This is a genomic window from Actinopolymorpha sp. B9G3 (assembly GCF_040120725.1).
Taxonomy (GTDB): domain Bacteria; phylum Actinomycetota; class Actinomycetes; order Propionibacteriales; family Actinopolymorphaceae; genus Thermasporomyces.
Genome location: NZ_JBEEAB010000001.1, coordinates 157,014 through 178,075, shown reverse-complemented (window position 1 = coordinate 178,075; position 21,062 = coordinate 157,014). Strand labels below are relative to the sequence as shown.

Genomic DNA, 21,062 nt, shown 5'->3' with positions numbered 1-21,062 from the left:
GCGGCTGAGCCCGTCGCGGTAGGCCCAGGTGCGGTCGAGCCTGTTGCGGTAGGCCCTGTTGCGGGTTGGCCGGTCACAGGGACGTCCCGGCGGCGGGGGCGAGGAGGGTGGCGCGGAACCGGTACCGGTCGCCGCGGTAGATGATGCCGCCGAGCTCGATCACCCGGCCGTCGGCGGCGAAGGTCACTTGCCTGGTGGAGAGCAGGGGCTGGCCGGGTTCGAGGTCGAGGAGTCGGGCCTGCTCGGCGTCGGCGGGCAGTGCCTCGATGCTGTAGTCGGCCCGCTGGGGAGCGACGCCCGCGTCGGTGAGCACGGCGTAGAGCGATCCGCGGGAGTAGTCGTGTGCGGCTAGGCCGGGGGCGATCGCCAGGGGCACCCGGCTGCGGTCGAGCGCGACGGGCAGGTCGTCGAGCATGCGCAGGCGGCGTAGGTCGAGGACGTCCGCCCCTGGCGCCACCCCCAACTGCTGGGCCTCGTCGAGGTCGGCGGGGCGCACTTCCTGGGACAGCACCTTGGACGACGGCGTCAACCGCTGCGCCCGCGCCATGGCGGAGAAGCTCATCAACACGTTGGCGGGTTCACCCACCGGCTCGACCGCGACGTACCAGCCGCGGCCGTGGGACGGCGCCAGCAGGCCGTCGTCGGCGAGTTGCACGAGCGCGCGGCGAAGCGTTACCCGGCTCACGTTGAGGCGCGTACAGAGGTCGCGCTCGCTCGGCAGCCGGGTGCCGCGTGGATAGATGCCCGCCGCGACGTCGCCGGCAAGCTGTTGGCGCACGCGTTCGTGCAACGGGACCAACGTCTCGACCATGACCGCACCCTACAGCACCACCGAATACCAGTAGCAGGCCGAATAGTGGACCACTTCTACCAAGAGGTCTCTTGTGGTATTGTCCAGCCGCGCTGGACGGATCGACTGTCGCCTCTCCACCCGACGAGCGCAGCCGACAGGCGAAGGACCGAGGAGCCCCTCGAAATGACCAAGGTCGACGTGGACAGGTACCTCCGAGACGGTTATCTCCTCAGCCGCTCGGTGCTGGACTCGGCACGAGTGGAGGTCCTGCGGGAGGAAGCCCACCGGCTCCTCGACCTCTGCACGCGAGAGTCGACGCAGTACGCCGCGCGGATCGAGTGGGAGGTCGACCACCTCGCCGAGACCGACCAGACCGGCATGCAGGGCGTGATCCGCAAGCTCGAGCCGGTGTCGGACCTCAGCCCGATGTTCGCCGACCTTGCCCGCGACCCGCACATCACGACGTCGGCGGCGCGGATCTTCGGCGAGCCGGTCGAGTTGTTCGAGGACAAGCTCAACCTCAAGCTCCCGGGCGGTTCGCCCTATCCGTGGCACCAGGACTGGAGCTGCTGCTGGCGCGCGCACACCGACGAGCTCGTCACCTGCTTCGTCTATCTCGACGACGCGGACGAGACCAACGGGTGCCTGCAGGTGGTGCCCGGCAGCCATCGTGGAAAGCCGACGCATCCGTTCAAGGCCGGCGGGCACTTCGAGGTCGATCCCGGTGTCGTCCCGCAGGACCAGATCCGGCCGGTGCCGCTCCGGGCCGGCGACATGATCGCGTTCGATCCCTATCTCCTGCATTACTCCGACCTCAACCGGAGCCGGGAGCCGAGGATGGCCATCATCTACACCTTCAACCCGGCCCGGCTCGGCCAGATCAACGAGCAGCGGTTCCCACCGTTGCCATCCACCGGACGCAGGTGACGCCTCCGCACCACCGGTCCGCATCTTCGCCCACTGGTGCCCACTGGAGCACGTTCACCGGGATCAAGTGAGGGGTTGTTCATGACACAGGTCAAGGTGGTGCTCATCGGGGCGGGCAGCACGGTGTTCACCCCGGGGTTGCTGGCCGATCTGGCGGCGTCGCGGGTCTTCGACGGCGCGGCGGTGCATCTCGTCGACCTCAACGAGGACGCCGCCGTGACGATGGCACGGCTGGGTCGGCGGATCGCCGGTGAGCGCGGGTCCGGCATGACCGTCGAGGCTCATGTCGACCGCCGGGAAGCCCTTCCCGGGGCGACGCTGGTCGCGACGACGATCGCGGTGGGGGGCGCCGGCGGGTGGCGCGCCGATCTGGATGTACCCCTGAAACATGGAGTACGCCAGACCGTCGGTGACACGGTGGGGCCCGGCGGGGTGCTGCGGGCGCTGCGGCAGGTTCCCGAACTGGTCGCGATTGGTCGGGACGTCGCCGAGCTCGCGCAGGACGCGTGGCTCGTCAACTACGCCAACCCGTTGACCGCCAACGTCCGCGCCATCAGTGGCTGGGCGCACGAGCGGGTCATCGGTCTGTGTCACGGCACGATGCACACGCGGTCGATGCTCAGCTCGGTGCTGGGTGTGCCGAGAAAGGAGCTGACCACGGTGTTCGCGGGCGTCAATCACCTGTGCTGGTTGCTCCAGCTACGCCACCGCGGCGTCGACGTCTATCCGAAACTGCGTTCACTGGTAGCCGAGGCGACGGTTCCGGGCAACCACTCGAACAGCCCACTGAGCGAGCCGGTCTCCGCCGACCTGATGGACCTCTTCGGGCTCTATCCCGCACCCGGGGACCGGCATGTGGCGGAGTTCTTCGCGTGGTATCTCGGCGGTGCGCCGGACGGGGCGGATCTCCCGTGGGAACTGCAACCCGGCCTTGACGCCACCCACCACTACATCGGTGCGAAGTCGAGCCTATGGGACAAGCTGCACGCGCAGGCGTCGGGCACCGAACCACTCGACGCCGCGCCGGAAGGCCAGGAGGCCGAACGTCTGGTGGCGATCGCCGAGGCTCTGCTCACCGGCACCGACCTCGTCGAGCTCGCGGTCAACGTCCCCAACCGCGGCAAGATCTCGAACCTCCCCGACGAGGCGGTCGTCGAGGTACCCGCCGTGATCGGCGGAGCGGGCGTCACCGGCCTCGCGGTGGGAGACCTTCCTCCCGCGCTCGCCGCCGTCCTGTCGGCCCGCGCCTTGCAGCAGGAGTTGACGGTGCAGGCGGCGATGAGCGGCTCACGCCACCTAGCTCTCCAGGCGCTGGCGACCGATCCGCTCGTCCCCAGCCCTGAGGTCGCGCGGTCGATCCTCGACGACGCCGTCGTCGCTCACGCGCCCCTGCTCGACGCGTACGGCCCGACTCGAACCGCCTGACTCGAACCGCCCGACTCGAACCGCCCGACACGAACCGGCCCACTACCTGCGGGGCGTGCCGGTTCCGCGCTTCCACAGCGGCGCGATCTGCGCCTCGGTCGCGCTCTGTTGGGTGGCCGCGCTCAATGCCTCGATCGGCCCAGCCCAGTGCAGGCCGTACTGGTCGAAACGGTTGCGGTCCTTCTCGTACGCCGTCTCCGCCTGCTGGTCGAGGTAGACCTGGTACGGCCGGCCGCGTAGCTCGGCGTTGAGCTCGCCGAGGTTGCGGACGTACACGCCCTTGAACGTCGGACCGTCGGCACCACAACCGTTCGCCTCGCACGGCTCGGTGAGAACTCCTGCGGGGTGGAGATAGTCGCTGTGGGTGGACGCGTCGGCGAGAGCCTTCGCCTGGGTGAGGTACGAACGGTCACCCGTCGCCCAGGACAGCTCCGTCAAGGCGCCAAGGATGATGCCCTGGTTGTAGGTCCAGGTGACGTCACCGTTGTTCTGGCAGGTGGCGCCGTCGAGGCCGTCGTTGATGAGGTTCTCCTCGTTGATCATCCCGCTGGCCTCGAACCACTCCCAGTTCTCCAGCGCCTGAGCGAGGTACTCCGTATCGCCGGGGATCCGGTTGTGCAGGCTGGCCGCGACCTTGATGAAGAGCTCGTTGGTGACCGCGTTCTTGTAACGCTGGTTGATGTTCCACACCACACCGCCGCCGCAGATCTCGTCCCGACTCGCCCACATGTAGTCGGCGTCGAACTTCGCCGTCTCGAGATAGCGCGGATCGCCGGTCAGGTCGTACGCACGGATCCACGCCAACGCCCACCAACCGGTGTCGTCGATGTAGTCGTTGGTGAAGTTGCCGCCCTGGGCGTCGATGTTCTTCTCGTAGGTGTTGGCGATGATCCAGTCGTAGCTCCGGTCGCCGGTGGCCAGTTGGTAGTCGAGCACGGCGGTGAGGGCGTTGGCGGAGTTCCACCAGCCGGTCGTCTTCCACAGGCCGGTGTCGGCGTTGTAGAGCTTGACGAGTGCGGCGATCGCGCGCTTGCTCGGAGTGCCCTTGGTGCTGGGCTTCTCGACGCCGATCCACGCCGTGCAGACGATGTCGTCCCGGTTGCCGGCCTTGCCGCAGGCGCGCAGCACCCCCTTGGTGCCATCGGCGGCGTTGATGTCGTACGCCTCAGTGGACGTTCCGCGTGTCCCGTCAGGGATCGTGGTGTAGCCAAGCCGCTCGTCGGCGATGGTCTCGCCGCCGTCGTATGACCGGTCCAGCCACACCTCGTCAGTGGGATCGCCGTTGTTGATGGTGGCCCAGCCCAGCGCGTCCCGGTCGGAGATGTGCAACTCGATCGAACGCCCGAAGATGGTGTTTCCGTCGGCCAGCCGGTCCTCGGTGGGTGCTGCGGCCGCGGTGCCCGCGGTCGATGTGCCGGCGGTCGATGTGCCGGCGGTCGACGTGCCGGCGGTCGATGTGCCGGTCATCATGCCCACCCCCAGGGCGAACGCGCCGGCCGCTGTCAGCAGCCGTACCCCAGAGCGGGTTCGCATCGTCGTTGTCATGGAGCCTCCACCTGCGTCGCGTCCGCCCACGGGACTGACTGCTGAACGTTTCGGGCGGAGACAGCCAACAAGATCGGCTTGATGCATGGGAACGAATCCACCCAGGATGACCGTGGCCGGCCAGCGTCGGCCTACTGCTGCCACATCCACGTGTCGGCGGTGAACGCGGACTTCCTGTCGGTGTGGACAATGCCGCCGAACGCGACGAGGCGGTCGCCCACCCATACGGCGGCGGGGTCTTCGGCAGCGCCCCGGACCGGTTGCGGTAGACGGATCCACCGGCCGTCCTTCCCGGCTCCTGGGTCGAGGACGAATCCGCGCACGATCGCGAGTTCCGGCCCACCGGTCGCCGGACCCTGCCACAGATCGTCGGTGGGTTCCACCGGCACGGCGGGCAGCGGGCGCCACTGCCTTGCCCGCGGGTCGAAGATGCCACCCTCGGGGTAGACGCGGCCGTAGTTACCGGTCTGTCCGCCGTCGGCGCCACCGATGGACGGGTCGACGAGCAAGCCGTCGGTGTGTGACCAGTACCAGCCGCCGATGATCTCCGAGTCGGGCAGCCGCCGCCATGTCTGCTTCGCGAGGTCGTACTCGGCGGCTTGCACGATGCTGGGCTTGTCCGCCCCAGGGTTCGTCACCAGTTCGTGCGCGAAGAGGACGAGCCGCTCGTCGCCCACCGCCACCATCACCCGGTCGAACGACGGCGCCAACGGATCGGGCGGCAGGTCGCGCCACGTTCCGCCGTCGAGGATCCGATCGCGAACGAGGCCTTGCTCGTGGCTGGTCTCGTATGCAAGGAGCTTTCCGCCGGAGGATGTCAGCGCCGCGCCGATGGAGTTCGCCGGGGCGGCGGATTCTCGCCACTGGTCGGTCGCGACGTCATAGCTCAGCAACCGGGCGGGCTTGTCGTAGCCATCGGGGCCGTGATTCTGGGCCAGGACATGCACGACGCCGTCGATGACAACGGCCTGCTCGCCGAGTAGTGGGCGCGGCGCCGGTGCAATCGTCCGCCAGGTACGCGTCGTGAGGTCGAGCGCCGCCCCGTCGCGGGTGATCCGTCCGGGAGCGCAGTCAGCACCCGGCGGACAGGGGGCCGTGTCCTGGCCGCCGATGACGAGCACCTCCGTGCCGCTCGACGCCATCACCGACGACGCGCGCGGGCTCAACGGAGCGTCCGGGAGCCGCTGCCAAAGCGCGCCGGACGTCGTGGTCGTACCTGACCCGGCCGCTATCTGGGTGGCGGGCTCGTCGCCGCAACCGGCAGTTCCCGCGAGTACGACGAACAGTCCGGTGCTGGCTGCAATCCGACAGAAACGGTTACCGACCATGCTGCCTCCCGCGTGAGTGGTCTGCGGCACATGACGCCACGGGATGCGCCGTTGGTTGTCCACCGCCGACCGTGGGTCAGTCGACGGAGAAACGTTCCCAGGCCGACTGCCGGCTGACGCCGAGCGCCTTGCCGATCTCCTCCCAGGACGAGCCGTCCTTGCGGGCGAGGTGGACGGCCTCGCGGAGGGTGCCGTCGAGAGACTTGATGCCCTCGGTGATGCCGGAGATCACCTTCAGCGGTTGAGCTCTCCAGTCACCGGTGATGCCGAGGGTCACCTTGACGTTGAACTTGTCGTCGCCGTCGTCGTCGATGCGTTCCGTGTGCTCGAACATGCCTGTCAGGATGCCCTGACGAGATCGCATGTGTCAAGGGATCCTGACGAGGGCCGCTCCACCACGCCGGCGCAACACGCCGGTACGGATGAAATCCCTTTGCCCCCGGTTAGGCGCGATCCGTAGCGTCTGGACCTTGCCCATGACTCCCTCCACCACTGCCCGTCGTACCGTCCTGCGCTGCCTCTGGCCAGGGCGGCGTCAGGCGTGCGCTCTGGGCGCGGCCATCGTCCTCGCGACCGTGTTGCCGCTCCTGGCGCCCCAACTCACCAAGCGCTTCGTCGACGACGCGATCGCGGGCCACCCCGCGACCCAGCTCACCCTCCTCGCGGTGGGCTACCTCTGCCTCGCGGTTTCGGGCCAGGTGGCGCGGATGCTGACCGCCTGGCTCGCGAGCCGACTCGCGTGGGACGGCACGAACCGGCTGCGGGAGACCCTCGCCGAACACGCGCTCGGCCTCGACATGGCCTACCACGGTCAGCGCACGCCCGGGGAGATGATCGAGCGGGTCGACGGTGACGTGGTCGCGGTGGCCGAGTTCGTTGTCGCGTTCCTGTTGGACATGGTGGCGAGTCTGCTGCTCCTCGTCGGGGTCATCATCATGGTGTTCGCGGTCGACCTGCGGATCGGCGCGGTCCTGCTGGCGTACTGCGCGCTCATGGGTTTTCTCATGATCCGCGCCCAGCGGTGGGCGATCCCGTCCGCGACCAGGGTGCGGGAGAGGTTCGCCGCGCTGTTCGGCAACCTCGAGGAACGCCTCGCCGGCGCGGAGGACATCCGGGCCAACGGCGCGGGCGAGCACGTCGTCAACCGCTTCCACCAGGCGAGCGCCGATGTCTACCGCGCCGACCTGCGAGCCGAACGGATCGGTGGCGGCCTCTTCGCCGGCACGACCGTCGGGTTCGCCGCCGGCACTGCACTCGTGCTGGGGATGGCCGCCTGGACGCAGCGTTCGGGCGCGTTGAGCGTCGGCACGGTGGTGCTGCTGTTGCAGTACACCCAGATGGTGCGGGCGCCGTTCGAACGCATCATCGACCAGCTCCAGCAGTACCAGAAGGCGCTCGCCGCGATTGCCCGGATCGGTGGCCTGCTCGCCGAACCCCGCACCCTGCCCGAGCCGCCCGACCCGCGTCCCCTGCCGGCGAGCGGTCCGCTGAGCGTCGACCTCGACCACGTGAGTTTCGCGTACTCCGACGATGACGAACAGGTGCTGGCCGACGTCAACCTGGCGTTGGCACCCGGCGAGACGCTGGGCCTGGTGGGCCGCACGGGGAGCGGCAAGACGACGATCGCGCGGATGGTGCTCCGGCTCTACGACCCGACCGAGGGTGTCGTCCGCCTGGGTGGCGTCGACCTGCGCGAGACCGACCTCGCCTCTGTGCACCGGCGGGTGTGTGTCGTGACGCAGGACGTGCAGCTCTTCGCGGCGAGCGTTCGGGACAACCTCACGCTGTTCCGCGGCGGTCACTCCGACGACGAGCTGCGGGCCGTCCTCACCGACGTGGGCCTGGGCCGGTGGCTCGCGACGCTGCCGGACGGGCTCGACACGGTGCTCGCCTCGCAGGCGGGTGGGGTGTCGGCGGGGGAGGCGCAGCTGCTGGCCTTCGCCCGGGCGTTCCTCACCGACCCGGGACTCGTCGTGCTCGACGAGGCATCCAGCCGGCTTGATCCGGCTACCGAACTGCACATCGAGGCGGCCGTCGACCAGCTGTTGACCAACCGGACCGGCGTCCTCATCGCCCACCGGCTGTCGTCACTGTCACGCGTCGACCAGATCGCGGTGGTCGACGACGGTCGGGTGGTGGAGTACGGCCGGCGCGAGGAACTGGCCGCCGATCCCGACAGCCGGTTCGCCCAGCTGCTCGAGGCGGCGGGTGTCCGTCGGGTGCCCGCCGAAGTGGGCAGCGTCGGCTCGCCGACCGGTCGGGTGGTCGATCAGGTGGGTCCAGGCAGCGGAAGGGAGGTACGCAGATGACTGCGCGACGCGACCAGGACGCGCAGGCTGCCCAGTCCTGGTGGACCTCGATGCGGCCGGCGTTCCTGGTGATCGGCCGGATGGTCCGCGTCGATCCCCGTCGTTACCTGATCGGCGCCGTCCTCTGGGCGCTGTTCATCGTCGTACCGCTGCTCACCGGGCTGGTGCTGAAAGGGCTCTTCGACCAACTCAGCGGCCACCAGCCCGCCTCGCTCGAAGCGTCACTGTGGCTGTGTGCCGCGTTCGTGGCCGTCGAGGCGAGTCGGGGCGGGATCTTCTGGGCCGCGCTGAACGTCTGGCCGTACTGGTGGAACGCGGCCGAGACCACCTTGCGTACCAATGCGCTGCGGTCGATCCTCACCGCCCGCGGCCCGGCCGCCAGTCGTCTGCCGCACTCGTCGGGGGAGGCCGTGTCGCGGTTCCGCGACGACGTGCACGACGTGGTGGGTGTCACCGACAACCTCGTCGACCTGCTGGGCGCCGTCCTCTTCGGCATCGGGGCATTGACGATCATGGCGTCGATCGACCCGGTGATCACACTCGTGCTGGTCGTTCCGTTGACCGTCGTGGTGTTCCTGACCCGGGCCCTCAGCACGGTGATCCGGCGGATCCACGCCCGGGCGCGTGAGCTCGGTGCGATCGTCACCGCGTACATCGGTGAGACGTTCGGGGGCGTCCTGGCGATCAAGACCGCCGGCGCCGAGGCGGCGGTGTTGGAGCGCCTGCGGGAACACAACCGGCGCCGCCGCCAGGCCGCCGTCAAGGACCGGTTGGCGATGGACATGCTCGACACGGCGACCGGCGCCACCGTCGAGCTGAGCATCGGCCTGGTGCTCCTCCTCTCCGCTCCGGCCATGCGGCGGGGCGACTTCACCGTCGGCGACTTCGCGCTGTTCACCAGCTACGTCGGCTGGCTGACGTGGCTGCCCCGAGTCATCGGCCGGATGCTCTACAAGGTGCCACAGGCAGCGGTGGGGACCGAGCGGCTGAGTCGGCTGATGGCGACGCACGAGGATCACGACCACCTGTCGCGCCGCGGCCGCGTGTGGTTCGACGAGGATCCCCCGCCGGCGATGACCGCGCTGCCCGAGCGTGCCGACGTGGACCGACTGGAAGTACTCGAGGCCCACGGTCTGTCCGTACGTCATGACGCCAGCGGGCGCGGCGTCCACGCCGTCGACCTGCGGATCGAACAGGGCTCGTTCACGGTGGTCACCGGTGCCGTCGGTGCGGGCAAGACGACGCTGGTCCGCGCACTGCTCGGTCTACTTCCGCTGGACGGCGGGACGGTCACGTGGAACGGGCGGCGCGTCGACGATCCGGGCACCTTCCTCGTGCCGGACCGGGCCGCCTACGCCGGGCAGGTGCCCCGGCTGTTCTCCGAGTCGCTGCGGGAGAACCTCCTCCTGGGGTGGCCTGTCGACGGCGACGTGCTCGACCGGTCGCTTGAGCTGGCGGCGTTCGAGCAGGACCTGGCCGACATGCCATCCGGGCTGGACACCGTGGTGGGTCCGCGCGGTGTCCGCCTCTCTGGTGGGCAGGTACAACGGGCGACGGCGGCACGGGCACTGGTCCGGTCACCGGACCTGATGGTGGTCGATGACCTGTCGTCGGCCTTGGACGTGGAGACCGAGCAGCTGTTGTGGGACCGGATCGCCGACGCGGCAAAGAACGGGCAGGGACCGTCCACGCTCCTGGTGGTGTCCCACCGGCGGGCGGCACTCGAACGGGCCGACCAGGTGGTGGTGCTCGACCGCGGCGAGGTGGTCGGGTCGGGCGCGCTCGGCGAGTTGCTGCGTACGTGCCCGGAGATGCGGCGGCTCTGGAGCGAGGAACTCGTCGTCGAGGCGGAGGAGCACGCCACCTCCGGGTAGTGGCGCCTGACGCGCCCAGATCCGCCGGACCCGGACGCACCATGATCATGCGTCACAGGTGAGGTCCGTCAGCCGGATGTTCCAGACGCGCGGCTACCCTGCAAGTGCCTGGCGTCGGCGGGCTGTCGACGGGGCTACCAGCAGAGGTCGCGCCCCAGATGGTGGAAGAGCTCCTTGTTGTACGGCGCGAAGTAGGCCTCGAGCCGCTTCCGCGTGGCGGGTGCCATCGCTTCCTTGTACGTTCCCAGGTTCCGATTCCTGACCGATGCCGTGTCGAGGTCATGGTCCGGCAGGCCGACGAATCGTTGCACGTCCCGCGCGACCACGCCGGGGTTGGCGAAGAAGTCTTCGCTCCTGATGACAAGTATCTGGTCAGAACTGAAGTACTTCTGCCACTCCCTGAGCTGGTGGACGTAGATCCCGCGCGCCAGATGGAAGTGGTGGCGGCGCACTCGCCTTCCCCGGGCATCGTCGGCGACCGCCTGCCCCGTGTCGAGAGGATTCGGCTCGCCCTGCCTCTCAGCCGCGATGGCGTCGTCGAAGGAGAGGCTTTCCTCGCCGCGCCTGCTGTGGTGCATGTGGCCCGAGTAGGCCCGGTCGATGGGGTTCCTCAGCATGACGACGAGCTTGGCCCCGGGAACCATCCGCGCGGCGCGCTGCGGAGCGAGGCCGTGGCACAGATAGTAGGGAGTCGCTTCGCCGGTGATCTCCTTCTGGCCGTTCCTGATGTCCGGTTGAGGGAACTGGGACATGTACCAACTCAGGCCCTTGGCGTAGTTGGCGTCGCGGTCGAAGAAGTGGAGCTCCTTGCGCTCCGCGGGTTTGAAGTAGGGATGCCGGCGAAGCAGGTCGTAGAGATACGTCGTGCCGCACCGCTGTGCCCCGATGATGATGAAGTCGGGGACGGCGCCACGCGTCCCGGCTGAACTGCGGAGAGTCCGGCGAAGGTCGGCTGCCTCCCGTTTGGCGCGCGCCAACTCCGCTTCGAGCTGCTGGACCTCCTCCTGGGGGAGCGATCCGCGGGTAAGCCCACACTCCAAGCCGACAAATGCTCGGGCCCCGTTTCCAGCCTTGATGGCCTTGTTCAAACTGAGCCTCGGCACCTGCACTCCCAACTCAGCGCGCCTACTTGGGAAGATGTTTGCCGGATTGTTGCAAACTCGTTACCGGTGGGCAAGGGTGGCGGTAGTCCAAGCCGGTGCTTGTCCCACGCCGGTCACCCCGTGCAGTGAGGAATCGGCCGACCATGATCGAGGATCGTCGCGACCTGCGGCAACGTCGACTCACAGTGCTGAACCGGCCAGCCTCTCAGCGCTGCCACGACCGTGCCGCTTCCGGTCAGTTCAGAACTCGATCCCGGCTTGTTTCGCTCGATCCGCCCGATCAGGTGGACTTGATCAGGTCCGCGCATCGCTCGCCGATCATCATCGTCGTGATGTTCGGGTTCACCGTCGTGAGCTCCGGCATCACCGAGGCGTCGGCGACCCGCAGGCCCGCCACACCCTTCACCCGCAGCGACGGGTCGATCGGTGACAGGTCGTCGTCGGCCGCTCCCATCCGGACCGTGCCCGCCGGGTGGTAGACGGTGTTGTGCGTACGCCTGACGTAGTCCGCGATCTCGTCATCGGTCCGTACGCCCGGCCCCGGGTAGAGCTCCCGCCCGGCCCAGTCCGCCATGGCCGGCTGGCCGACGATCCGCCGGGCGAGCCGGATACCGGCGACCATCACCTCCATGTCGTACGGATCGGTGAAGTAGCGCGGGTCCACCCGCGGCTTGTCGCGGAAGTCGATGCTGCGCAGCCGGACGGTCCCGCGTGACCGGGCGTGGGTGACGTTCGGCGTGAGGCAGAAGCTGTTCTCGGCGGTGGGATATCCCTGCCGCACGGTGTGCATGTCGAACGGCACCGAGCCGTAGTGGAACATCAGGTCGGGCCGGTCGAGGCCGTCTTCCGTCGTGGCGAAGATGCCGATCTCCCACCACTGCGTGGACTCTGTCACCATCGGCTGCCGCGCCTCCCAGCCGATCACCCCTTCGGGATGGTCCTGAAGATGGGAGCCGACGCCGGGCGAGTCGACCACGACGTCGATTCCCAGTTCCCGAAGATGTTCCGCCGGCCCGATGCCGGAGAGCATGAGCAGCTTCGGCGAGTCGATCGCTCCGGTCGAGACCCCCACCTCGCGGCGGGCGTGGATCCGGCGAGTGTGGAGGAGATCGGTGTCGAGCACATCGACGCCGACGCACCGACACTCACCCGCGCTGCCGTCAAGGACGAGTTGCTTCGCCCGCAACCCGGTGTGCAGCGCGAAGTTCGGTCGTACGTTCATGATCGGGTGCAGGTACGACACCGACGACGACGCGCGTACGCCGTCCTCACGCACGTTGATCTGGAAGAAGTTGGCGCCGTTGACGACGGTCTCGCCAGCGTTGAAGCGCACCCGCGGGATCCCGGTCTGCTCGCACGCGTCGAGCAGCGCAACGCCGCACGGATCCACGGCAGGGACGGTACGCAGCCGCACCGGCCCGTCCTTCCCGTGGTGGTCGCCGTCGTCGGCGTTGTTCTCCAGCCGCTGATAGAGCGGGTAGGTCTGTGCGGACTCCCAGCCGTCGGCGCCGAACTTCACCGCCCACTCGTCGAGGTCCTCGCGCGGCGCCCAGAACGCGATGCAGGAGTTGTGTGACGAACACCCGCCGAGTACCCGTGCGCGGGCGTGCCGCATGAACGAGTTGCCGTGCTGCTGCGGCTCGATCTGGTAGTCCCAGTCGTACCCGGACTCCAGCAGCGCCATCCACCGGTCGACCCGCAGGATCGCGTCGTCGCCCACGTCGCTGGGACCCGCCTCGATCAGCGCGACGGTGACGTCGGCGTCCTCGCTCAGGCGCGCGGCAACGGCGGCGCCCGCCGAACCGCCGCCCACGACTATGTAGTCGTACTCCTCGCGTGCCGGGTTCACGATCCTCCGAACCAGCCGGTCTCCTGCGGATCGATGTTGTGGTAGATGTGCTTGGCCTCCTGGTATTCGGCGAGCCCGGTCGGCCCCAGCTCGCGCCCGACACCGGACTGCCCGAACCCGCCCCACTCCGCCTGTGGCAGGTAGGGGTGGAAGTCGTTGATCCAGACCGTGCCGTGCCGCAGCCGCCCGGCGACCCGTTGCGCCTTGCCGGCGTCCTGCGTCCACACGGCTGCGGCTAGGCCGTAGTGCGTGTCGTTGCCGATCCTCACGGCTTCGTCCTCGGTGGTGAACGTCTCCACGGTGACGACCGGGCCGAACCCCTCGTCGCGGAGGACGGACATGCCCGACCGCACACCGTCGAGGACCGTGGGTGCGTAGAAGAATCCCTGAGCGAGGTCGCCCTCACCCCACGTGCCGCCACAGCGGAGCACCGCGCCTTCGGCAAGGCCACGTTGCACGTACGCCGTCACCTTGTCGCGATGGGCCGCGGAGATGAGCGGGCCGATCTCGGCGGCCTCGTCGAACGGGCCGCCCATCCGGATCCGCTCCGCGCGGCGGACTAGCTCGTCGACGAAACGGCCGTGCAGCGACTCCTCCACGACGAGCCGCGCGCCGGCCGAACACACCTGCCCCGCATGGACGAACGCCGCGTTCAGTGCATTGTCGACCGCCGCGTCGAAGGCGGCGTCGGCGAAGACGACGTTGGGGTTCTTGCCGCCGAGTTCGAGTGCGACCTTCTTCACGGTGCCGGCGGCCGCGGCGGCGATCCGCCTACCCGTCTCCAGGCCACCGGTGAACGACACGAGGTCGACGCCAGGATGCTCGGCGAGCGGGGCACCCGCGACCGAGCCGGCCCCGAGCACGAGGTTGGCGACACCGGCCGGCAACCCGACCTCGCGGAGCACGTCCATGAGCAGCATTGCCGTGTGCGGCGTCAGCTCGCTCGGCTTGAGCACGAACGTGTTGCCCGCTGCCAGCGCCGGTGCGACCTTCCACGCGGCCTGGAGCAACGGATAGTTCCATGGGGTGATCAGGCCGCACACGCCGACCGGTTCGTAGCTGATCCGGCTCACGACCGTGGGGCTTCCGGCATCGACCAGCCGACCCGCCTCGGTCCCGGCGAGCTTGCCGAAGTACCTGAAGCAGTTGGCGATGTCGTCCATGTCGATCCGGCTCTCGACCAGCCGCTTGCCGGTGTCGAGGGACTCGGCGCGGGCGAACTCCTCCTTGCGGTCGCGGATCCTCCCGGCGACGGCGAGAAGCAGGTCGCCGCGGGTCCCGGCCGGAGTCCGCGGCCAGGCGCCACGGTCGAACGCATGGCGCGCGGCCGCGATCGCCCGTCCGACATCGGCGACGCCGGCCTCGGCGACCGCACCGACGAGAGACTGGTCCGCGGGGCACCGGATCTCCCTGGCCCCGCCTGCTGCCGCGGAAACCCATTCCCCGTTGACGAACAGGGTCGCGGGCGGGTCGATCACGTCGTTCATGTGGGGATACCTGCCGACTCCTCGCCCGGGATCGCGGTGCTGCTGGCAGGCTACCGGAGCAGCTTCGCGTGACGACCAACTTGCTGAGCGTGCTTGTCGAACTCACCGCGCATCAGGCCGTGCAGGATCTCGCGGACGGCGGAGCCGAACTCGGGGTTGTCGTGTTCGTAGGTCCAGACGAGGTGCCAGACGGTCGTCAAGGCGTACGAACCGAGCAGGAGAGCGAGATCGGCCTCGTCGGGCTGCCGACCGTACCCGTCGAGAAAGGCCTCCCGCAGGTCGGGCCGGGTCCTCCACAGGCCGAAGAAGAGCCGGCCGAGGTCGTTGACCCACACCTCCGGTTGCGCCCACTCGAAGTCGATGAGATGGACGCGGCCCACGTCGACGAGCCAGTTGCGTGGGCTGTAGTCGAAGTGACAGGACACCCGGGGGGGGGCGCCGGAATCCCTTCCAGGGAACGAAGTGTGGACCGCACGAAGTCCAGTTCGGGCCGGTCGAAGAGTCCGTCCGCGCGGGCGACCCAGGCGTCGAGTTCGGCGAGCTTGTGTGCCACCAGATCGGTCCACGGCGGGAAGGTCTCGATCTCGTGGAAGCGCCGGAGCAGTCGGCCCGCCTGATGGTGGACCTCGACATCTTCACCGGTGAACGCGGCACCCGGGACGGCGGAGATCACCAGGGCCGGGAGATCGTCGGTCGCGGCCCGCAGTCTCGGTGCCCGGTCGCCCAGATGCGGGACCCAGCGTCGGTAGGCCGAGACCTCGCGGGCATGGACCTCGTGGTGCGGGTTCTGTTTGGCGTACCACGCGGTGCCCTCGCGGTCGCGCAGGCGCAGGACGAGAGCGCCGCCGTGGTCCCAACCGCAGTCCGCTTCGACCGTGCAGGGCCCGAGAACCTGTCGGGCAAAGCTTTCCAGACGCGCGCGCACAGGAGTGTCCTTTCGGGTGCCACAGAGAGAGTCGTCGCCCGAGCGGGCGGAAGGCGGCACTACTACGCGCATGGGACAGGCAGGTTCAGGCATGTGCGTCCGAACAAGATCTGCGGAGAGGCACGCCGATCACGAACGTGAGCGCTGACGCGGATGTGCCGCCTCACCATGGTGGCACACCCGCGCCCGAGCCTCGAGACATAGGCACGACTTCCTGTGCCGGTAAGGCGCGCGGCGGGCGCGGCCGCTTGCTGCAGGCCGGCGTACCGGACCGTGGTGTCAGATCCAGAGGTAGGCGACGGAGGCGACGAGGATGATGGCCAGAGCGATGCTGAGGAGGCGATGTGTCCGGTCGCTCGTGACGAACCGGTTGATGACCGTCCCACCCGCGGCCCACGCCGCCGCCGTCGGGACCACGACGATCATCATCGTGGCGACGACGAGCGCACTCCCGAGCGCGACATGGAGGTCGTCCGGCCGGAACGCGCTGACCGCTGCCAGGACGAAGATCCAGGCCTTGGGATTCGCCCCCTGCAACACCGCTGCCTGGGCGAAGCCGAGCGGCCGCGCGATCTCGGCACGTCGCATCGCGTTGCTCGCGGCGATCTGGTACGCCAGGTACAGCAGGTAGAGAGAGCCACCGACCTTGAGGGCCACCTGGACCTCGGGCACGGTGGCGATGAAAGCGCCGACCCCCGCGGCCACCGCGATCGCCATGGCGCCGATCCCTGCCGACGTACCCACGATGTGGCGGAGTGTCGGGCGGAACCCGAACTGGATCCCGGACGCCCACAGGAGAACATTGTTCGGGCCCGGGCTCCCCGAACTCACGGCAGAGAACACGATGAGCGGAACCAGGTCCCTCATCTGGCGCCGTCCCGCGGCGCCGGCCGTTTCACCCGTATGGAGTCCACTCGCATGGAAGCGAACGTACGACCGTCGGGCGGCGCGGGTCTTGTACGTTCTTTGCACGCGAGCGGGCCCTTTTCGGCGGGCTATCCTGGCCGAAGCGGCACCCAGTATCCCCGGTCCGTATCCCCGGTCCGTATTCCCGGTCGGTTGAGCAGTATCGAGGGCATGATCGAAGGCACCGAAGGTCGAAGCGCGGACGGGCCCGAGCAGGTCCGGGCCTGGAAACCGACGGTGCCCGGGATCAGCGAGGTCTTCCACGCGCGTTTCACCCGTTATGCCTATCCGGCTCACGCCCACAGCACCTGGACGCTCTTCCTGGTCGACGATGGCGCGATCCGTTACGACCTTGACCGTCACCCGCACGGGTCGGACTCGTCGACGGTGGGCGTGCTGCCGCCGCACGTCGTGCACGACGGTCGACCAGCGACGAGCCGCGGATTCCGAAAGCGGGTGCTGTATCTGTCCGACCGGATGTTCGGCGAGACCTTCATCGGCCCGGCGGTCGACCGGCCGGCGATCGTGGATCCGTTGTTGCGTGGGCGGATCTCGACCGTGCATCAGGTTCTCGACTGCACCGACTCGGCGCTGGAAGCCGAGAGTCGGCTCGCGTTCATCGTCGAGCGGCTTCGCCACCACCTGCGACGTTCCGCGGACGGCCAGGATCGAAGCCACCGCACCGACACGCTGGCAGAAGGTCTACGTGCGCTGCTCGACGCGCACCTGCTGGAGCCCGTGACACTCGCCGCCGCGAGTGAGCGGCTCGGCGCCAGCCCGGCCCATCTTGTCCGTTCGTTCACGAAGACGTTCGGGGTGGCGCCGCATGCGTACCAGGTCGGCCGGCGGATCGAGGTCGCTCGCCAGTGGCTGCTCGAGGGCCGTCCGGTGAGCGACGTGGCCGTGGGCGTGGGGTTCCACGACCAGTCACACTTCACTCGGCACTTCAAGCGGCACGTGGGGACGACGCCTGGCCGGTACGCCGCCGATCCGAGGCGGGCGGTCGGCGACGGCAGGAGGTAGTCGACGCTGAGGCGGCAACGCCAGATCAGCCGAGGGGGGCAGCGGGATTGGCGAGCAGCCACTCGCTGATCCGCAGGAACGCATTGCCGTCCCGGTCATCGCAGAGCTGCGCCACCGGGTCGGCGTGGAAACCGACGGTCGCCGCGTGATAGAGCGGAACGGCCGCGATATAAGGCGTCAGTGCCTTCCGCTCCACAGGTGTGAGCACGGTGCCGGCGGCGTCTTCGTACTCCTCCACCAGGGCTGGCACCTTGTCCCAGCAGAAGGTGTCGGCGGTGCCGCTCCCATCGGGGCGGAGGATCACCCACGCGAGGGCGTACGCCAGTTCGTGGATCCGCGGCCGAACGGCGGCGAAGCCGAAGTCGAGGTAGAGGGTCTCGATCTCCGGTGTCAAGCCGATGTTGCCCAGCTGGATGTCCTGCAGGGCAAGGACCCGCTGACGTGACACGAACCGCGGCTGCACGCGCACCACGAGTCCGGGCTCGGGCAAGCGTACGTTGACGCAGAAGCACCCGCCGAGGTCGCTGGTCTCGGAGCCGGGGGCAACCCGCTCGAGCAGTCGCCGGAGGTCGAGATCGTCCGGTGAGGTGACTTCGGGAGTAGCCGGGTCACCCTGCCACCAGCGTCGCATGCGTGCGTTCATCAGACCTCAACCCTGCCTGCGTCACGCTCCTGCGCACCACGGGTTTCACTCCGGACGGAAAAGCCGCCAGGAGGTGTCGGAATTCGCTGTCACGCTCGCCACCACAAGATCGACCGAACGAACGAACGACGAGGAGGGTTGCCATGCGTCTTGCGGGCAAGGTCGCGGTTGTGACGGGAGCGAGTCGTGGTGCCGGGCGAGGAATCGCGAAGGTGCTGGGGGAGGAGGGCGCGACGGTCTACGTCACCGGCCGCACCAGCCGTGAGTGTGGGAGCCCGACCGGACGGCCGGAGACCATCGAACACACGGCCGAGATGGTGACCGCCCGAGGCGGCAGGGGTGTTGCGGTCCGCTGCGACCACACCGATGATCGGCAGGTGCGGGCGCTGTTCGGCCGGGTCGGGGAAGAGCACGGACGGCTCGACATCCTCGTCTCCAACGCCTGGGGTGGGTACGAACGCGACGTCGACGACGCACCGGTGTGGGAACTCGCCCCGGAGCATCTCGATCTGATGCTGGCGGCGGGCCTGCGGGCGCACATCCTCAGCGTGCAGTTCGCAGCGGGACTGCTGCGCGCCACTCGGGGCGGTCTCGTCGTTCTCACCACCTGGAAGGTCAACAAGCCGTACCACAAGCATCTCTACTACGACGTCATCAAGACGGCGATCAACCGGACGCCGGTCGGGTTGGCCGAGGAGTTCCGCCCCTACGACGTGACTGCGTTGGCCGTGTCACCCGGTGCGTTGCACGATCATGATGTCGACCAGACGTCGGAGTGGGCGAGGCGTACGGAGACGACGGAGTTCGTGGGGCGGGCCGTCGCCGCGCTCGCGTCGGACGCCGAAGTGGCCAGGCACTCCGGCTCGGTGCGTACCGTCGTCGAGTTGGCCGCGGAGTACGGCTTCACCGATCTCAACGGTCGGCCGACCAGCCAGTGGTGGGAGACCACCCTCGCTCGCAGGAATGAGCACGCAGGCACGCAGGACGCTCACTGATAGAGGGCGCTGAGCCGGTCGGCGGCGCCGGCGAGGCGGGCTCGCAGCGCCGGCGGGTCGAGCACCTCCGCCTCCGGCCCCAGCGCCACCAGTTGCCCGTAGGCGATGTCCAGTGACTCCACCGGCAGCATGACCGTCACCCAGCCGTCGCGGTCGGGCAGTCCGGCGGACGCGATCGCCTCCTCGGCGGCCAGGCGTTCGACGGCCGACCAGAGCCGTCGCACGCCGGCGGGGCTCAGGCGTACCCGAGCGTGCGCGGTGAAGATGGAGCGCTCGAACTCGGCGGACCGCTCGCGCCAGAAGGCGGCCAGGTTGAAGGTGCTGTCGCGGTGGAACGGCTGGTCGAGGACGTCGATGCCGGTGAACCTGTCGATCCGGTAGACCCGGATGTCACCGCGTACGCAGCCGACGGCGTACCACCGACCGGCCTTGAGCACGAGCCCGTACGGCTCCAGCAGGCGGACGAGGGTCCGCTCCCCGCGTTGGTACGTCGCCGACACCACCCGGTCGCTCCACGTCGCGGTCGCCAGCGCTGCCAGCACGGAAGGCGGTGGCGCGTCGCGGAACCAACGGGGTACGTCGAGGTGGAACCGCTGTGCCGCGACCATGCCGGAGTCACGCAGGTCCCGCGGCAGTGCGGCGAGCACTTTGAGCTGGGCAGTGGCCGCCACGTCGGCCAACCCCATGTCCTGCAGGGGCCCGGAGACGCCGGAGAGGAAGAGCGCCTCCGCCTCGTCCCGGTTGAGCCCGGTGAGCCGGGTCCGATAGCCGCCGACCAACCGGTAACCGCCAGCCCGGCCGCGGTCGGCGTAGACCGGCACGCCCGCGAGTGTCAGCGCTTCGACGTCGCGGACCACCGTGCGTTCGGACACCTCGAGCGCGCGGGCGAGCTCGCGCCCGGTCATGGCGCCGCGGTTCTGGAGCAACAGCAGCATCGAGATCAGCCTTGACGCCCGCACAAATCCCTAGTGTCGCCGCGACCACCGACAGCACAATGGGCCGATGGACGAGGTGAACCAGGACCTCTCGCCGGCGTCGATGATCCACGCGATCGAGGACAACGCGGCGGAGTTGCTGCTGGACATGGGCCGGATCGGCGGGGGAGAACAACGCGTCGACGCGGCCCTGACGTGGACCATCGGCGGTTCGCCGATCGACTACCACAACTGCGTCGTCCGGGCCGATCTCGACCCGGCCGGCGCCGACACCGCGATCGCCGAGTCCGTGCGGGCCATGCGGGACCACGGCGTACCCGGAACCTGGCACGTCGGCCCGTCCATGCGCCCGTCCGACCTCGGCGACCGGCTGCTCGCGGCGGGCTTCGAGGCCGGAGCAGAGGCAGGCATGGCCGCCGATCTGCACGCCCTGGTGGAGGACCTGTCAACGCCGGACGGGCTCGAGATCGCCCGCGTGACCGACCGCGCCACCCTCGCGAGGTGGAAGGACACCCTGGCACAGGGTTTCGGTGAAGGTGAGAGCGAGGCCGCCTGGGTGGCGCAGGTCTACGCCCGCATCGGCTTCGGCGACGATGTGCCTTACCGGCACTACCTCGCCTACCTCGACGGCGAACCGGTCGGCACGTCCACGTTGTTCCTCGGCGCCGGAGTGGCAGGCATCTACTTCGTGATGGCCGTACCGGCGGTACGCAGACAGGGGATCGGCGCGGCCGTCACGCTCGCGGCCCTGCGCGATGCCCGCGCGCTCGGCTACCGGATCGGCGTCCTCGGCTCGTCGAAGGCGGGGCACTCGGTCTACGCCCGGCTGGGTTTCCAGGATTACTGCGAGATCCGCGTGTACGAATGGGCGCCGCCGCAGGCCTGAGGCCGTCACGGACGCGGTGCCATGGACAGTGCCTGTGGGATGGCCGCCTGACCTGCCCGACCTCGCGCCGCCGGCTTGACCTCGACTTCGGTTGAGGTTGCAGGCTCGT

The 21,062-nt window shown here is 69.0% G+C and carries 18 protein-coding genes; 7 read left to right on the top strand and 11 right to left on the bottom strand.

All coding sequences use genetic code 11. The features are described from left to right. Window positions 1-73 precede the first annotated feature (73 nt). The gene (locus ABNF93_RS00785; protein ID WP_349325511.1) at window positions 74-811 is read right to left on the bottom strand and encodes a GntR family transcriptional regulator; all 738 of its coding nucleotides are present in this window, start codon (window positions 809-811) and stop codon (window positions 74-76) included. A gap of 165 nt (window positions 812-976) precedes the next feature. On the opposite strand from ABNF93_RS00785, the gene ABNF93_RS00780 reads away from it, so the two are divergent. After that, window positions 977-1,720, top strand: coding sequence for a phytanoyl-CoA dioxygenase family protein (locus tag ABNF93_RS00780; protein ID WP_349325510.1), 744 nt, complete (start codon window positions 977-979; stop codon window positions 1,718-1,720). Between the two features lie 81 nt (window positions 1,721-1,801). Then, window positions 1,802-3,145, top strand: coding sequence for a family 4 glycosyl hydrolase (locus ABNF93_RS00775; protein WP_349325509.1), 1,344 nt, complete (start codon window positions 1,802-1,804; stop codon window positions 3,143-3,145). 42 nt (window positions 3,146-3,187) lie between these two features. Here the strand turns inward: ABNF93_RS00775 and ABNF93_RS00770 are convergent, their stop codons facing one another. The 3 genes from ABNF93_RS00770 to ABNF93_RS00760 all read right to left on the bottom strand — a co-directional run bounded on the left by ABNF93_RS00770 (window position 3,188) and on the right by ABNF93_RS00760 (window position 6,352). Then, window positions 3,188-4,690, bottom strand: coding sequence for a glycoside hydrolase family 76 protein (locus tag ABNF93_RS00770; protein ID WP_349325508.1), 1,503 nt, complete (start codon window positions 4,688-4,690; stop codon window positions 3,188-3,190). Window positions 4,691-4,821: 131 nt separating this feature from the next. Continuing rightward, entirely contained in the window at window positions 4,822-6,018 is a 1,197-nt protein-coding gene (locus ABNF93_RS00765) for a Kelch repeat-containing protein (protein ID WP_349325507.1), read from the bottom strand. 76 nt (window positions 6,019-6,094) lie between these two features. Further along, the gene (locus tag ABNF93_RS00760; RefSeq protein WP_349325506.1) at window positions 6,095-6,352 is read right to left on the bottom strand and encodes an RNA polymerase sigma factor sigma-70 region 4 domain-containing protein; all 258 of its coding nucleotides are present in this window, start codon (window positions 6,350-6,352) and stop codon (window positions 6,095-6,097) included. Window positions 6,353-6,494: 142 nt separating this feature from the next. On the opposite strand from ABNF93_RS00760, the gene ABNF93_RS00755 reads away from it, so the two are divergent. Further along, entirely contained in the window at window positions 6,495-8,327 is a 1,833-nt protein-coding gene (locus tag ABNF93_RS00755; protein WP_349325967.1) for an ABC transporter ATP-binding protein, read from the top strand. Continuing rightward, the gene (locus ABNF93_RS00750) at window positions 8,324-10,201 is read left to right on the top strand and encodes an ABC transporter transmembrane domain-containing protein (RefSeq protein ID WP_349325505.1); all 1,878 of its coding nucleotides are present in this window, start codon (window positions 8,324-8,326) and stop codon (window positions 10,199-10,201) included. The genes ABNF93_RS00755 and ABNF93_RS00750 overlap by 4 nt, the downstream gene beginning before the upstream one ends. Before the next feature lie 134 nt (window positions 10,202-10,335). Here the strand turns inward: ABNF93_RS00750 and ABNF93_RS00745 are convergent, their stop codons facing one another. From ABNF93_RS00745 to ABNF93_RS00725, 5 genes are all read right to left on the bottom strand, one after another. Continuing rightward, entirely contained in the window at window positions 10,336-11,241 is a 906-nt protein-coding gene (locus ABNF93_RS00745) for a sulfotransferase domain-containing protein (protein WP_349325504.1), read from the bottom strand. 343 nt (window positions 11,242-11,584) lie between these two features. After that, complete coding sequence (locus tag ABNF93_RS00740) at window positions 11,585-13,153, bottom strand: GMC family oxidoreductase (RefSeq protein ID WP_349325503.1); 1,569 nt, start codon at window positions 13,151-13,153, stop codon at window positions 11,585-11,587. Next, window positions 13,150-14,640 (bottom strand): aldehyde dehydrogenase family protein, encoded by a 1,491-nt coding sequence (locus tag ABNF93_RS00735; RefSeq protein ID WP_349325502.1) that lies wholly within the window; start codon window positions 14,638-14,640, stop codon window positions 13,150-13,152. The genes ABNF93_RS00740 and ABNF93_RS00735 overlap by 4 nt, the downstream gene beginning before the upstream one ends. A gap of 50 nt (window positions 14,641-14,690) precedes the next feature. Beyond that, complete coding sequence (locus ABNF93_RS00730; protein ID WP_349325501.1) at window positions 14,691-15,206, bottom strand: phosphotransferase; 516 nt, start codon at window positions 15,204-15,206, stop codon at window positions 14,691-14,693. 638 nt (window positions 15,207-15,844) lie between these two features. Then, on the bottom strand, window positions 15,845-16,432 hold the full coding sequence (locus ABNF93_RS00725; RefSeq protein WP_349325500.1) for a LysE family translocator: 588 nt from the start codon (window positions 16,430-16,432) through the stop codon (window positions 15,845-15,847). 210 nt (window positions 16,433-16,642) lie between these two features. Here ABNF93_RS00725 and ABNF93_RS00720 point away from each other — a divergent pair, with 210 nt between their 5' ends. Continuing rightward, window positions 16,643-17,494: a helix-turn-helix domain-containing protein gene (locus ABNF93_RS00720; RefSeq protein ID WP_349325499.1), complete on the top strand. Its 852-nt coding sequence runs from the start codon at window positions 16,643-16,645 to the stop codon at window positions 17,492-17,494. A gap of 25 nt (window positions 17,495-17,519) precedes the next feature. On the opposite strand, the gene ABNF93_RS00715 is transcribed toward ABNF93_RS00720, so the two are convergent. Continuing rightward, window positions 17,520-18,137 (bottom strand): hypothetical protein, encoded by a 618-nt coding sequence (locus ABNF93_RS00715; protein ID WP_349325498.1) that lies wholly within the window; start codon window positions 18,135-18,137, stop codon window positions 17,520-17,522. A gap of 143 nt (window positions 18,138-18,280) precedes the next feature. Here ABNF93_RS00715 and ABNF93_RS00710 point away from each other — a divergent pair, with 143 nt between their 5' ends. Then, complete coding sequence (locus tag ABNF93_RS00710; RefSeq protein ID WP_349325497.1) at window positions 18,281-19,132, top strand: SDR family NAD(P)-dependent oxidoreductase; 852 nt, start codon at window positions 18,281-18,283, stop codon at window positions 19,130-19,132. Here the strand turns inward: ABNF93_RS00710 and ABNF93_RS00705 are convergent. Continuing rightward, window positions 19,126-20,067: a helix-turn-helix transcriptional regulator gene (locus ABNF93_RS00705; RefSeq protein ID WP_349325496.1), complete on the bottom strand. Its 942-nt coding sequence runs from the start codon at window positions 20,065-20,067 to the stop codon at window positions 19,126-19,128. The genes ABNF93_RS00710 and ABNF93_RS00705 overlap by 7 nt on opposite strands. Before the next feature lie 67 nt (window positions 20,068-20,134). Between ABNF93_RS00705 and ABNF93_RS00700 the strand changes: the two genes are divergently transcribed. Then, window positions 20,135-20,953, top strand: coding sequence for a GNAT family N-acetyltransferase (locus ABNF93_RS00700; protein WP_349325495.1), 819 nt, complete (start codon window positions 20,135-20,137; stop codon window positions 20,951-20,953). The last annotated feature ends 109 nt before the right edge of the window (window positions 20,954-21,062 follow it).